This is a genomic window from Streptosporangium longisporum (genome assembly GCF_039534895.1).
GTDB classification, from domain to species: domain Bacteria; phylum Actinomycetota; class Actinomycetes; order Streptosporangiales; family Streptosporangiaceae; genus Streptosporangium; species Streptosporangium longisporum.
In genome coordinates, this window is record NZ_BAAAWD010000002.1 from 334,032 (window position 1) to 346,971 (window position 12,940).

The following is a 12,940-nucleotide window of genomic DNA, read 5'->3' on the forward strand; positions in this document are numbered from 1 at the left end:
GTGGGATGGGCGGGGGTGGTCAGCGCAGGATGGGGTAGCGGCGCACCAGGGGGGTGGTGGCCCACCAGGCGCCGATGCCCCAGGTGGTGCCGGCGCCGGCCAGGGCGAGTCCAGCCAGGACGGCGGTGTAGATGAGGTGGTCGTCCAGGAAGGGGTTGTTCTGCAGGGGCAGCTCGGCCGCCCACATCAGCACCATCATCACTCCTCCGGCGACGGCGGCGATGCGCAGGCCGATGCCCAGGATGAGAGCGGTGCCCACGCCCAGCAGGCCGAGCATGAACAGCCAGTCCACCCACCCCTGTCCGGCCAGCGCGCCGAACACCCCGCCCAGCGCGTTCTCCCCGGTGCCCTTCAGGAAACCGGTGGTGGGGCTGGCGCCGGTGAGCCAGGCCCGCTCGGCCGGGGTGGCGAACCCCAGGCCGAAGACCTTGTCCACGAACGCCCACAGGAAGATGAACCCCAGACCGATCCGGGTGATCGCCCAGGCACGCTCGGCCGGACGATTGACCGCCCGCTGCTCGACGACCTGCGCGGGAACGGGTTGTGCGGGAACAGCGGGGACGGGCTGGGCGGGGATGGCGCCGACCGGCCCGGTGTGAACGTCGTATCCGTGAGTGGTGGCCATGACGGCTCCCCTTTCCCTGTCGATCCGTGATGTTCGGCGGTCCTTGCGACACCCTCATCACACCGCCTCCCCCGACCCTCACCACAGAGCCGTAAGGACCGCGCCAGTGGGACTTTCGGCCTCTTCGCGATCAGCAGGAGGCGAGCACGTCACTTCCACGACGGCGGCGTACAACAGAACGGGAGAGCGAGCAGGTCGTCGTCACCACGGGCGAGGCGAAGCGACGCCGATCGGACGGCCACACGAGTCGCTGGCACCTAACGGTGGAATACCGTGGAGTGGATGCCGTCCGGATCGATCGTGTGCCATCGCACCGGGTTCCGGTCGGAGGCCGGCACGACACGACACGACACGACACACGGAGTTTTCGATCCCTACCGGCCCACGTCAAGGGAGGCTAACGTGCAGAGCATGATTCGCGTTTTCCTGGTGGACGATCACGAGGTGGTACGGCGGGGTGTGGCCGCGCTGCTGGGCTCCGAGGACGACATCGAGGTGATCGGCGAGGCCGGCACCGCCGAGTCCGCCATCGCCCGCATCCCGGCCCTCAAGCCCGACGTGGCCGTGCTGGACGTGCGCCTGCCCGACGGCAGCGGGGTGGACGTGTGCCGCGAGGTGCGCTCGCGGCTGCCGGAGCTGGCGTGCCTGATGCTGACCTCCTACGCCGACGACGACGCGCTGTTCGAGGCGGTCATGGCCGGGGCGTCGGGGTACGTGCTCAAGCAGATCCACGGCTCGGACCTGGTGGGCGCGGTCCGTACGGTCGCCGCAGGGCAGTCGCTGCTGGACCCGCAGACCACCGCCTCCATGCTGTCGCGGCTGCGGGACAGGTCGCACAAGGAGGACCCGCTGGCGGCCCTGTCGGACCAGGAGCGCCACATCCTGGAGCTGATCGGCGAGGGCCTGACCAACCGGCAGATCGGCGAGCGGATGTTCCTGGCCGAGAAGACGGTCAAGAACTACGTCTCCAACCTGCTGGCCAAGCTCAACATGCAGCGCCGCACCCAGGTGGCGGCCATGGCGGCCCGCTTGAGGGCAGATCGTCAGTGAGAGAGGGGACTTTCGTCCCTAACGGCCTCGCAGGGCGAACGGGCAGCCTGGAGGGTATGAAGCTCGACTCGGCGGGTCTGCGGATCCTTTCCCGGCAGGAGTGCGTCGCCCTCCTGGCGACGGCCTCGATCGGGCGCATCGTGTTCACCGACCAAGCCCTGCCCGCGGTGCAGCCGGTCAACTTCGTGCTCGACGGCGAGGACATCGTGATCCGCACGGGCGTCGGCTCCAAGCTCGCCGCCGCGGCCGGCAACGCGATCGTCGCCTTCGAGGCCGACGAGTTCGATCCCGTCGCCCGCACCGGCTGGTCGGTCACCGCCGTCGGGCCCGCACGCGCCGTGCACGAACCGGGCGAGATCGAGCGCCTGTCCGCGCTCCCCCTGCGTACCTGGGTGCCGGGCAGCCGTGACCACTACATCGTGGTACGTGCCGAGCAGATCACCGGCCGCCGCATCTCGTCCCGGTACGACGAGCGGGAGACCTGACCTCCCTCCGCCCTGAACCTTTCCTCCCGGACGTCATTCCAGCCTCCTACGGGCCCTTACGTCCCATGGGTCCCGGTACCTGCGGCCGTCACCGGCCGGAACGACCCGTGATCATGCGGCCCCGTCCCGCCGAAACCGTCTTGGCCGCCGTGCTCGACATGCTGCTCGCCCCCCGGACGGCCGGCCGGACGCCCCGACCCGCATCGGCGGGGCCGTCGGGAAGCAGGCGGGATTACACGGCCGGCACCACCCCGAAGCATCCGCCGGCGGCAGCGACCAATGGCGACCGCGCCGGGACTTCCGGCCCTATGGGCGGCGCTCGGCCGGGCGTGGGATGGAGGTGAGAAGCACGAGGAGACCACGGAGGTGGGCAGATGACCACACTCGTCCGCAGGGAACCGAAGGGACTGTTTCCGGAGATCTTCGACTGGCTGGAAGGACCGCTGGCGGGATTCCGCCCGGCGATCGGCCCTTCGATCCGGTTCGAGGACTATGTCAAGGACGGCAGGTACGTGCTGCTGGCCGAACTCCCCGGTATCGACCCCGACAAGGACCTCGAGATCACCCTCACCGACGGCGTCCTGGCCGTCCACGCCGAACGGCACCACGAGGACAAGGACGCGCACCGCACCGAGTTCCGCTACGGCGCGCTCACCCGCTCCATCGTCCTGCCCGCGGGAGCCGATCCCAAGGACGTCACGGCGGTCTACGACAAGGGCCTGCTGGAGATCAGCGTGAAGCTCGACGACGGCAAGGGCGAGGGTGTCCGCATCCCCGTCGGCAAGGCCCGCACCACCGAATGACACACCAACGGGCCCGCTCGGGCGAGCGGGCCCGGCCCATCACGGATGGAGGACATGGCATGCGCACCAAGGTAGAGAACGTCATGACCAAGAACGTGGCGCTGGTCACCGCCGACACGCCGTTCAAGGACATCGCCGAGACGCTCATCGAGCACGCGGTGAGCGCCGTTCCCGTCGTGGACGAGGAAGGACGCGTCATCGGCATCGTCTCCGAGGCCGATCTGCTCGCCAAGGAGGAGTTCCGCGAGCAGTACTACCGCGAGGGGTACCAGCCGCCGCTGCGCACCCGGCTGCGGCACCGGCTGGGCCAGGAGGGCCGCGACCTGAGGGTCAAGGCGCACGGTGATGTCGCCGCCGAGCTGATGACCTCCCCCGCGGTCACCGTCGCCAAGGAGATGTCGGTGGTCGGCGCCGCCAGGCTCATGGAGGAACACGGGATCAAACGACTTCCGGTCGTCGACCACCAGGACCGCCTGGTGGGCGTCGTCAGCCGCCGCGACCTGATCAGGGTCTTCGTGCGGCCCGACTCCGACATCGCCGACGAGGTCCGCAAGGAGGTCCTGGCCCGCTCCCTGTGGGTGGACACCGAGCAGGTCCACGTCCAGGTCGACCACGGTGTCGTCACCCTGACCGGCACCATGGAGCGCCACAGCGAGGCCGATCTGGCGGCCCGGATGACCGGCCGCATCAACGGCGTCGTCGACGTGATCAACGAGGTGCGGTGGAAGGAGGACGACCACACCTGGAACGCGCGGTGAACCGTCGCACCACCGCCCCCTCACGGTCCCGGTCAGGACCTTCCGTCGCACGGCCCTGACCGGGACCGTCGTCGTCTCCGGGCCGCCGACGCCCGGGACCGTCGCCGTCTCCGTCTCCGGGCCGGCCGACGCCCGGCCGCGACTTCGGAGACCAAGGTCCCGAATGCAGGTGCCTTTCGGCTCCGGCGCGCCGGAGCCGTGACGGAGATCCTGAAGATGACCGCAGCAGAACGACGCCCGAGGTGATCCAGATGACCGACCAGGCCGCCCCCCCCGACCACCGTCACCGAGATGATCGACACCCTGGTGGGGAACGCGCTGAAGGCGTTGGACGACTATGCCGCCTTCGACCAGGAGCGGATCGACCACATCGTCAAGAAGGCGTCCGTCGCCGCGCTCGACAGGCACGCCGACCTGGCCGAGCGGGCCGTCGCCGAGACCGGGCGCGGCGTGTTCGAGGACAAGGCGGTCAAGAACATCTTCGCCTGCGAGCACGTGACCCACAGCATGGCGAGCCTCAAGACCGTCGGCGTCGTCTCGCGCGACGACATCAGCGGGCTGGTGGAGATCGCCGAACCCGTGGGCGTCGTCTGCGGGATCACCCCGGTCACCAACCCGACCTCGACCACCGTCTTCAAGGCGCTGATCGCGCTGAAGACGCGTAACCCGATCGTGTTCGCCTTCCATCCGGCCGCCCAGGAGTGCAGCGCGGCCGCGGCCAGGGTCGTGCGGGACGCCGCGGTCGCGGCCGGCGCGCCCGAGCACTGCGTGCAGTGGATCGAGCAGCCGTCCCTGGCGGCGACGAGCGCGCTGATGCGTCACGACGGCGTGGCGACGATCCTGGCCACCGGCGGCAACGGCATGGTGCGGGCGGCGTACTCGGCGGGCAAGCCCGCCCTCGGGGTGGGCGCCGGCAACGTGCCCGCCTACGTGGAGGCCACCGCGGACCTGCGCCGCGCGGTCAACGACATCGTGCTGTCCAAGTCCTTCGACAACGGCATGATCTGCGCCTCGGAGCAGGCCGTGATCATCGACGACGCGGTGTACGAGGACGTGCTCGCCGAGTTCGCCGTCCTGCACGCGTACCTGGCCGACGCCGAGGAGAAGCGCAAGCTGGAGGCGTTCCTGTTCGGCGCGGCGGCCGAGGGCGAGTCGTGCGCGCAGTCGAGGATCAACGCCGACGCCGTGGGCCGGCCGGCGGGCTGGATCGCCGAGCAGGCCGGGTTCACGGTGCCCGAGGGCACGTCGATCATCCTCGTCGAGACCGGGCAGGTCGGCCCGTCCGAGCCGCTGACCCGGGAGAAGCTCTGCCCGGTGCTGGCGGTGCTGCGCGCCGGCAGCCGCGAGGAGGCGATCGTGACGGCCGAGCGGATGGTGGAGTTCGGCGGGCTGGGACACAGCGCCGCGATCCACACCCGCGACGAGGACCTGGCCGAGGAGTTCGGCCGTCGGGTGAAGGCGGTACGGATCATCTGGAACGCGCCCTCCTCCCAAGGCGGCATCGGCGACATGTACAACGCGTTCGTCCCGTCGCTGACCCTCGGCTGCGGCAGCTACGGCCGCAACTCGGTCTCCCACAACGTCTCCGCGGTCGACCTGCTCAACATCAAGCGGATCGGCCGGCGCACCAACAACCTGCAGTGGTTCAAGGTCCCGGCGAAGGTCTACTTCGAGCCGCACGCGATCCGCTACCTGGTCGACATGCCCGACGTGCACCGGGTGACCATCGTGACCGACCCGACGATGACCCGCTTGGGATACGTCGACCGCGTTCTCACCGTGCTGGGCCGGCGCCCGGAGCGGGTCGCCCTGCAGATCATCGACGACGTGGAGCCCGAGCCGAGCGTCGCCACCGTCGACCGGGGCGCCGAGATGATGCGCGCGTTCCGGCCCGACACCATCATCGCGCTCGGCGGCGGGTCGGCGATGGACGCGGCCAAGGTGATGTGGCTGCGCTACGAGCACCCCGAGGTCGTCTTCGACGACATGAGGCAGAAGTTCTTCGACGTCCGCAAGCGCGCCTTCACCTTCCCCCCGCTAGGCGGGCTGGCGCGGCTGGTGTGCGTGCCGACCACCTCGGGCACCGGCGCCGAGGTCACCCCGTTCGCGGTGATCACCGACACCGTGACCGGCAAGAAGTACCCGCTGGCCGACTACGCCCTCACCCCGAGCGTCGCCATCGTCGACCCCGTCCTGGCCGCGGACCTGCCGGCCGTGGTCACCGCCGACAGCGGCTTCGACGCCCTCACCCACGCCATCGAGGCGTACGTGTCGGTCTACGCCAGCGACTTCACCGACGGCCTGGCGCTGCACGCGATCAAGCTGGTCTTCGCCCACCTGGAGCGCGCGGTCAAGCGCGGCGCCGCCGACCCGGTCGCCAGGGAGCGGATGCACAACGCTGGCACCATCGCCGGGATGGCCTTCGGCAACGCCTTCCTCGGCATCGTGCACGCCATGTCGCACACGCTCGGCGCGACGTTCCACGTGGCGCACGGTCGTACCAACGCGCTCCTGCTGCCCCACGTGATCCGCTACAACGGGACGGTTCCCGCCAAGCTGTCGGGCTGGCCGAAGTACGAGCACTACCGGGCTCCCGAGCGGTTCCAGGAGATCGCCCAGGCGCTCGGCCTGCCCGCCGCCACCCCGGCCGAGGGCGTGGAGTCCCTGGCCGCCGCGGTGGAACGGCTCCGGGAGGCCGTGGACATCCCGGCCTCCTTCCGGGACCTCGGCGTCGAGGAGGCGGCGTTCATGGTCGCGCTCCCCCAGCAGGCCCGCAACGCCTACGAGGACCAGTGCGCCCCGGCCAACCCCCGGATGCCGATGCTCGACGACATGTGCGACCTCATGCGCGCCGCCTACCACGGCAGGCGCTGACCCGGACCCGGCGGCCGGAGCCGTCGCCCCGGCCGCCTTCGCGCACCACCCGAACCGAATGGAGGCGACACGCGATGCGGACCTACGTGTACGACTTCGCCGACGGCGACAAGGACATGAAGGACCTGCTCGGCGGCAAGGGGGCCAACCTGGCCGAGATGACCCGGCTGGGCCTGCCCGTCCCGCCCGGTTTCACCGTCACCACCGAGGCCTGCCGCTCCTACCTGGCGCAGGGCGTGGCCCCGGCGGAGCTGGAGGAGGAGATGGCCGTCCACCTGCGGCGGATCGAGAAGACCATGAACCGCGCTTTCGGCGACCCCGGTGACCCGCTGCTGCTGTCGGTCCGCTCCGGTGGCCGCTTCTCCATGCCCGGCATGATGGAGACCGTCCTGGACATCGGTCTGACCGACGCGACCGTCGCCGGGCTGGCCGCCTTTGGCGGCGAACGCTTCGCGTGGGACTGCTACCGCCGGCTCATCTCCATGTATGGCTCGACCGTCGAGGGCATCGCGGACTCCGCGTTCGAGAACGCGCTGGCGGCGTTGCGCCGCGAGCGCGGCGTCGCCTGCGATCCGGAGCTGAGCGCCGCCGACCTGCGCGAGCTGGTGGGCACCTACAAGGAGATCTTCCGCGCGCACACCGGCACCGGCTTCCCGCAGGACCCGGCCGAGCAGCTCGCCGGCACCGTGCTGGCCGTCTTCCGCTCCTGGAACACCGAACGTGCCCGCCTGTACCGGCGCGCCGAGCACATTCCCGACGACCTGGGCACCGCCGTCAATGTGATGGCCATGGTGTACGGCAACCGCGGCCCCGGGTCGGGCACCGGTGTGGCCTTCACCCGCGATCCCGCGACCGGCGCGCGCGGCGTCTACGGCGACTACCTGCCCGACGCCCAGGGCGAGGACGTGGTGGCCGGTATCCGCGACACTCTGCCCTTGCAGGAGCTCGCCCGGCTGGACCGCCGCTGTTTCGACGAGCTGGTGCGGGCGATGGACGTGCTGGAGCGCCGCTATCGCGACCTGTGCGACATCGAGTTCACCATCGAGGGCGGCAGGCTGTGGATGTTGCAGACCCGGGTCGGCAAGCGGACCGCCGCGGCTGCCTTCGTCATCGCCGCCCAGCTCGTCGACGAGGGGGTCATCGATCTGGACGAGGCGCTGCGGCGCGTCGACGGCGCCCAGCTCGGCCGGCTCATGTTCCCCCGGTTCGACCTGTCGGGCTCCCCCGAGCGGATCGCCTCCGGCGTGCCCGCCTCCCCCGGGGCCGCCTCGGGCCGGGCGGTGTTCGACTCTCGCCGCGCCGCCGAGGCCACCGGTCCGGTCATCCTGGTGCGGCGCGAGACCAATCCCGACGACCTGCCCGGCATGCTCGCGGCCCGCGGCATCCTGACCAGCCGCGGCGGCAAGACCTCGCACGCGGCCGTCGTCGCCCGAGGCATGGGCCGCACCTGCGTCTGCGGTGCCGGTGACCTTGAGGTCGATCCCGAAGGTCGGCTGTTCCGGGCCGGTTCGGTGACCGTCCGCGAAGGCGACATGATCTCCGTGGACGGCACCACCGGGACGGTGTACCTGGGCGAGCTGCCCGTGGCCCCGTCACCGGTCGTGCGCCACCTCGAGGGCGACCCCGAAAACGCCCCCGTGGACGGCCTCGACGCCGGCTCGGGGCCGCTCGTCTCGGCTGTGGGCAGGCTCCTCGCCCACGCGGACACGCTGCGCCGGCTGGGGGTGCAGGCCAACGCCGACACTCCCGAGGACGCCGCCCGCGCCCGCCGGTTCGGTGCCGCCGGGATCGGGCTGTGCCGGACCGAGCACATGTTCCTCGGCCCGCGGCGCGCCCTGGTGGAGCGCCTCATCCTGGCCCAGGGCGAGCAGGAGGTCGGGGCGGTGCTGGAGGAACTGCTGCCGCTGCAGCGGGCGGACTTCATCGGCGTCCTGGCGGCCATGGACGGGCTGCCGGTGACCATCCGGCTGATCGATCCGCCGCTGCACGAGTTCCTTCCCCCGTTGGAGGAGCTGCTCGGCGCCGAGACCGCCCGTGAGCGGGCTCTGCTGGCCGCGGTACGCAGGATGCACGAGAGCAACCCGATGCTCGGGCTGCGCGGTGTCCGGCTCGGCCTGGCCATCCCCGGTCTGTTCGCCATGCAGGTCCGCGCCATCGGCGAGGCCGCCGCCATCCGCGTCCGGGACGGCGGGACCCCACGACCGGAGATCATGATCCCGCTGGTCGGCGACGTCCGCGAGCTGGCTCTGGTCCGCGCCGAGTCCGAGCGGGTGCTGGCCGGGATCGACGACGCGCCGCCGATCCCGATCGGGACGATGATCGAGGTGCCCCGGGCGGCCCTCACCGCCGGCGACATCGCCGGGCAGGCCGAGTTCTTCTCCTTCGGCACCAACGACCTGACCCAGATGACCTGGGGATTCTCCCGCGACGACGTGGAGGCCTCGTTCCTGCCGCAGTATCTGCGCCTGGGCGTCTTCGAGACCTCACCGTTCGAGACGATCGACCGGCGCGGTATCGGCCGCCTGATCGAGCTGGCCGTCAAGGAAGGGCGAGGCGCTCGTCCCGGGCTGCGGATCGGTGTCTGCGGCGAGCACGGGGGCGACCCCGACTCCGTGTGGTTCTTCCACGACGCGGACCTGGACTACGTCTCCTGCTCGCCGTACCGGGTGCCGGTCGCTCGCCTGGAGGCGGGCCGTGCGGCCCTCCCCCGTCGGTGAGCAGACACGCACGAGGGGCCCGGCCGACCGGTCACGGCGGCATCCGGTCCACCGTGACAAGGGGATCGCCCGTGACTCCTCAACAGCAACCGGCGCCCGTGTCGGCGCCGGCCGGGGCCTTCGTCTCACCGGGCTGCTCATCAGCCGGGCCGCACGCGCACGACGCGGCCGGGTCCTGGCCGGCGGCCGCGGACCTGCCCGGGGTGCCGGCGTCGGCCTTGACGACGTACACCTCCCAGGGTTCGGCGCCGGGGCCGATCCACACCGAACGCCTTCCCCGCCGCGCGGGCAAAGGACGCTGATGAGCGCATGTCCGTACCGCGGCCCCACCAGGACCTACTTGAAACGATCGACATCAGGGTCGTCCGGGCCGCCGGTTTCCAGCGACACCGGTCTCTTCGCCGGGCCACGGCGAGAGCAGCGATGAGATCGGCGCGGTGAGCCTCGCTGCGACGAGGTCAATGCCTCGACGGAGACGATGACCACGGCGACGGTCGCCATGAGGGCCGCGACGAGCGGCATGTCGAAGTGCGATCCGTTCACGGGAAAGAGCTGCCAGGCGACGTTGAGCGTCATGTGGAAGAGCGTCATGGCGAAGACGCTGCGGCCCATGTGGTCGAACAGCCAGATCATGATCACCCGTGCGGCGACGGTACCGAGCGACCACCAGGCGATCCAGGAGACCGAGCGCTGGACCTGCAGCAGCGGTACCCAGTGCCACACCGCCCAGACCGTTCCGAGAACGAGGCCGGCCCGCACCGCTCCCCATCGTTCCTGCAGGGGCTGCGTGGCATACCCCGACCAGCCCAGCTCCTCGCACAGGGCGCCGACGAAGAACCCGAGAAAAAGGAACAGTATCAACGACGCAGAGAAGCGCGGATCCGGGAGAACGGTTCCCGTCAGGCGGAGCAGGAGGAACGACGCCGTCACCACGGTGGGATACAGCAGGAGGGCGGGGATGTACCAGGCCTTCACCGGGACCCGGCCGCCGTCGAACGACCGTGCCAGTAGCACCCGCACGCCCGCGACGCCGTCCTCGCGGTGCCTCAGCACCACGGCGGCGACGACCGGGCAGACGAAGGCCAGCCCCGACAGGGGGATGCCGGGCAGGATCTGCGACCCGACCATGGCGTCAAGTGTCAGAAAGGGCACGGTGAAGGCGAAGACCAGCAGAAAGAACGCGGTCGGCGACCTTCGAGGGGAGGTCTCGGCCTCCGTCATCGACGCTGATCCCACGGGCGCGCGGGACGTCCTGGAACGGCGGAAGCCAAGAAAAAATGTGGGATACCATGTCTCATGTACGGAAAGTACTCAGTCGAGAGTGAGATGTCCATGCCGGGTGAGCCTCGCGTGCCCGGCGGCCCAGGCCGCCGAAGGCCCCGGCTGAACGATCAGGAGACCCAGCGGCGGATGCTCGACGCGGCGCTGGCCATGGTGCACCGGGACGGACTCACCGTCGGCCTCGATCACATCGGCTTCGAGGAGGTCATCCGCGACGCCGGGGTGTCGCGCACCGCCGTCTACCGCCGATGGCCCTACAAGGACCTGTTCTTCGCCGACCTGCTGCGAGAGCTGGCGCAAGGCGCCGCTCCGGCCGCCGCGATCGCCGAGGAGGACACCATGCGACTGCTCGCCTCGGTGGTGGCCGGACGAACAAAGGAGCTGGCCTCGCCACACGGCAGGCACGGTCTCATCACCGAGATGCTGCGGGTCAGCGCGAGCAGCGATTTCGAGGCCATCCACGACTCCGCCGAGTGGCGCACCTATCTGGCACTGCAGGCCACGTTCCTGAGCCTGCCCGACGGCGACCTGCGCGACGAGGTCCAAGCCGCACTGGCCCGCTCCGAGGCACGGTTCGTCGAGCGGGTGGCGCGCGGCTGGGAGCAGATCGCCGGCGCCATGGGCTACCGGCTACGGCCTGGTTCCGGAGGCGGCTTCACCGTCATCGCGACCTTGGCCGGCGCGACGATGCGCGGGCTGGTCCTGATGGCGCTGTCGGATCCCGAACTGCTGACGCGCCGCGTGAGCGCCGACCCCACCGCGGCCGGCGCTCACGCCGACTGGACGCTGGTCGGCCTGGCGGCGGCCTGCATCGCCACCACCTTCCTCGAGCCCGATCCGGACGTCACATGGGACGGTGAACGCGTGGCGTCGCTGCACGCCCTGCTCGGGCACGATGCATCCGACCAGTTCAGCGCCAACCCTGACCGGCGACCTCATCCGGGGTGAGACGTTCCGTCTCCCGTCACGATCGCCGGGAGGAGTCCGGGTCCGTGGGCACGGGGGCGAGGACCGCCGAGCCCTCGCGGACATAGTCCGGCAGCGGGCGCACCCGGCCGTCGAGGTGCCACTGCTCCAGGGCCCCGAAGTAGACGCCGAACAGGTAGGCGCGGACGGTGACGCGCGCCTGCGTCGGAGCGACACCCTTGGAGCGCAGCGCGGCCACCAGGCGCTCGGCGAGATCGTCCAGGGCGGTGTACACGGCTTCGCGTACCGGCGGCTCCTCCAGCACGTAGCGCATGCCGCGCCAGGGGGTGTAGGCCGCCGCCTCGCCCGAGGGCGCCGCGGCCGCGTAGACGCTCGCCACGATCCGCTGAAGCGTGCCCGGGAGATCGTCCAGGTCGAGCTGCTCCTCCAGCAGGTCCTGGCCGACGGCGGCATGGGTGTCGGTGGCGAACAGGCCCTCCTTGGTGCCGAAGTAACGGTAGAAGGTGCGCGGCGACACTCCGGCGGTCGCGGCCACCTGCTCGACGGTGACCGCGCCGTAGCCGTGCTCGTCGAACAGGTCCATCGCCGTCTCGATGATGTGGTGCATCGCGGCCAGCCGGTTGCGCTGGCGAAGGGTCAAGGGCACCGCCCAAGCCTACCGCGCACATGACCCAGACCCGCTGTATGACAGTTCGTGCCATATTGACATTAAGTGTCATCGGTTGAAGGATGAGGGCCGTCCCCACCACCGGGCGGCGGGCCACCGTCCCCGTCCTGCTCCCGGTGACCGAAAAGACCCCCGTCCGGTGCCGGCGCGCGCGATCTGCTTCCCACGGCGCCATCCGCCCTTTCACCGTACGAACGCGGTAAGCCCGCCCCGGCGCGGACACCGTCTGAGAAAACGAGGCTGACAATGCCCACCCACGCCCTCGTAGGGCACCTGGTTATCGCCACCGCCCCGCTGACCGCCCTGCTGGCCCTCGTCTATGCCTGGCGACCCCAGGCCCGGCGCCGATTGCGCATCCCCTTCGTCACCATCGGCGTAGTGAACATGGCCCTGGTCGGCTGGGCGGCGCAGGCCGGTGCCACGCTCCTGGACATGTTCAAGGCCACGGGAAGGACCACGGGTGAGGAGTTGTCGGCGACGGCCGTGGTGCACGCCCACCAGGCGGACGCGCTGAGCGTGGCCTCGCTGACCCTGCTGCTGGCCGCCGTCGTCCTGCTGTGGTGGGTGCTGGCGCCGAGCAGACCTCGCACGACGGGCGCGACGGCCGGCGCCTGCCTTCTGAGCACCTGCGCGCTGGCCGTCTGCTGGTTCAGCGCCAGCACGCTCGTCGAGGCGACGCGCTCGGTATGGACGCATCACACCCTCTGGCAGGGCTGAACCGGTGATCGGCGCCCGCGTCACACTTCGTCGCGT

At 70.7% G+C, this 12,940-nt stretch carries 12 protein-coding genes; 8 read left to right on the top strand and 4 right to left on the bottom strand.

What is annotated here, in order from left to right; genetic code table 11:
• Positions 1-19: 19 nt before the first annotated feature.
• Positions 20-625, bottom strand: coding sequence for a hypothetical protein (locus tag ABD832_RS01970; RefSeq protein WP_344887319.1), 606 nt, complete (start codon positions 623-625; stop codon positions 20-22).
• Between the two features lie 411 nt (positions 626-1,036).
• On the opposite strand from ABD832_RS01970, the gene ABD832_RS01975 reads away from it, so the two are divergent.
• The 6 genes from ABD832_RS01975 to ppdK all read left to right on the top strand — a co-directional run bounded on the left by ABD832_RS01975 (position 1,037) and on the right by ppdK (position 9,312).
• Entirely contained in the window at positions 1,037-1,675 is a 639-nt protein-coding gene (locus ABD832_RS01975; protein ID WP_344887321.1) for a response regulator, read from the top strand.
• 56 nt (positions 1,676-1,731) lie between these two features.
• Positions 1,732-2,160 (top strand): pyridoxamine 5'-phosphate oxidase family protein, encoded by a 429-nt coding sequence (locus ABD832_RS01980; protein ID WP_344887323.1) that lies wholly within the window; start codon positions 1,732-1,734, stop codon positions 2,158-2,160.
• A 374-nt stretch (positions 2,161-2,534) separates the two neighbouring features.
• Positions 2,535-2,963 carry an Hsp20/alpha crystallin family protein gene (locus tag ABD832_RS01985; protein WP_344887325.1) on the top strand — a complete coding sequence of 143 codons (429 nt, stop codon included), beginning with the start codon at positions 2,535-2,537 and terminating at the stop codon, positions 2,961-2,963.
• 59 nt (positions 2,964-3,022) lie between these two features.
• Positions 3,023-3,721 (top strand): CBS domain-containing protein, encoded by a 699-nt coding sequence (locus tag ABD832_RS01990; RefSeq protein ID WP_344887327.1) that lies wholly within the window; start codon positions 3,023-3,025, stop codon positions 3,719-3,721.
• A 291-nt stretch (positions 3,722-4,012) separates the two neighbouring features.
• A complete protein-coding gene (gene adhE, locus ABD832_RS01995; protein ID WP_344887329.1) occupies positions 4,013-6,595 on the top strand; it encodes a bifunctional acetaldehyde-CoA/alcohol dehydrogenase in 2,583 nt (860 codons plus the stop codon).
• A gap of 74 nt (positions 6,596-6,669) precedes the next feature.
• Positions 6,670-9,312 carry a pyruvate, phosphate dikinase gene (gene ppdK, locus ABD832_RS02000; protein WP_344887331.1) on the top strand — a complete coding sequence of 881 codons (2,643 nt, stop codon included), beginning with the start codon at positions 6,670-6,672 and terminating at the stop codon, positions 9,310-9,312.
• 79 nt (positions 9,313-9,391) lie between these two features.
• Here ppdK and ABD832_RS02005 read toward each other — a convergent pair whose 3' ends face one another.
• Positions 9,392-9,577, bottom strand: a complete 186-nt coding sequence (locus tag ABD832_RS02005; RefSeq protein ID WP_344887333.1) for a hypothetical protein — start codon at positions 9,575-9,577, stop codon at positions 9,392-9,394.
• Positions 9,578-9,648: 71 nt separating this feature from the next.
• Positions 9,649-10,533 (bottom strand): CPBP family intramembrane glutamic endopeptidase, encoded by an 885-nt coding sequence (locus ABD832_RS02010; RefSeq protein WP_344887335.1) that lies wholly within the window; start codon positions 10,531-10,533, stop codon positions 9,649-9,651.
• A gap of 111 nt (positions 10,534-10,644) precedes the next feature.
• Here ABD832_RS02010 and ABD832_RS02015 point away from each other — a divergent pair, with 111 nt between their 5' ends.
• Complete coding sequence (locus ABD832_RS02015) at positions 10,645-11,541, top strand: TetR/AcrR family transcriptional regulator (protein WP_344887337.1); 897 nt, start codon at positions 10,645-10,647, stop codon at positions 11,539-11,541.
• Between the two features lie 16 nt (positions 11,542-11,557).
• Here the strand turns inward: ABD832_RS02015 and ABD832_RS02020 are convergent, their stop codons facing one another.
• A complete protein-coding gene (locus tag ABD832_RS02020; protein ID WP_344887339.1) occupies positions 11,558-12,166 on the bottom strand; it encodes a TetR/AcrR family transcriptional regulator in 609 nt (202 codons plus the stop codon).
• Between the two features lie 267 nt (positions 12,167-12,433).
• Between ABD832_RS02020 and ABD832_RS02025 the strand changes: the two genes are divergently transcribed.
• A complete protein-coding gene (locus tag ABD832_RS02025; RefSeq protein ID WP_344887341.1) occupies positions 12,434-12,904 on the top strand; it encodes a hypothetical protein in 471 nt (156 codons plus the stop codon).
• Positions 12,905-12,940: the final 36 nt, after the last annotated feature.

Excerpts from the sequence above, each read along its gene's own strand:
- ABD832_RS01970 (WP_344887319.1), bottom strand. The coding sequence starts at position 625 with ATGGCCACCACTCACGGATACGACGTTCACACCGGGCCGGTCGGCGCC.
- ABD832_RS01975 (WP_344887321.1), top strand. The coding sequence starts at position 1,037 with ATGATTCGCGTTTTCCTGGTGGACGATCACGAGGTGGTACGGCGGGGT.
- ABD832_RS01980 (WP_344887323.1), top strand. The coding sequence starts at position 1,732 with ATGAAGCTCGACTCGGCGGGTCTGCGGATCCTTTCCCGGCAGGAGTGC.
- ABD832_RS01985 (WP_344887325.1), top strand. The coding sequence starts at position 2,535 with ATGACCACACTCGTCCGCAGGGAACCGAAGGGACTGTTTCCGGAGATC.
- ABD832_RS01990 (WP_344887327.1), top strand. The coding sequence starts at position 3,023 with ATGCGCACCAAGGTAGAGAACGTCATGACCAAGAACGTGGCGCTGGTC.
- adhE (WP_344887329.1), top strand. The coding sequence starts at position 4,013 with ATGATCGACACCCTGGTGGGGAACGCGCTGAAGGCGTTGGACGACTAT.
- ppdK (WP_344887331.1), top strand. The coding sequence starts at position 6,670 with ATGCGGACCTACGTGTACGACTTCGCCGACGGCGACAAGGACATGAAG.
- ABD832_RS02010 (WP_344887335.1), bottom strand. The coding sequence starts at position 10,533 with ATGACGGAGGCCGAGACCTCCCCTCGAAGGTCGCCGACCGCGTTCTTT.
- ABD832_RS02015 (WP_344887337.1), top strand. The coding sequence starts at position 10,645 with ATGCCGGGTGAGCCTCGCGTGCCCGGCGGCCCAGGCCGCCGAAGGCCC.
- ABD832_RS02025 (WP_344887341.1), top strand. The coding sequence starts at position 12,434 with ATGCCCACCCACGCCCTCGTAGGGCACCTGGTTATCGCCACCGCCCCG.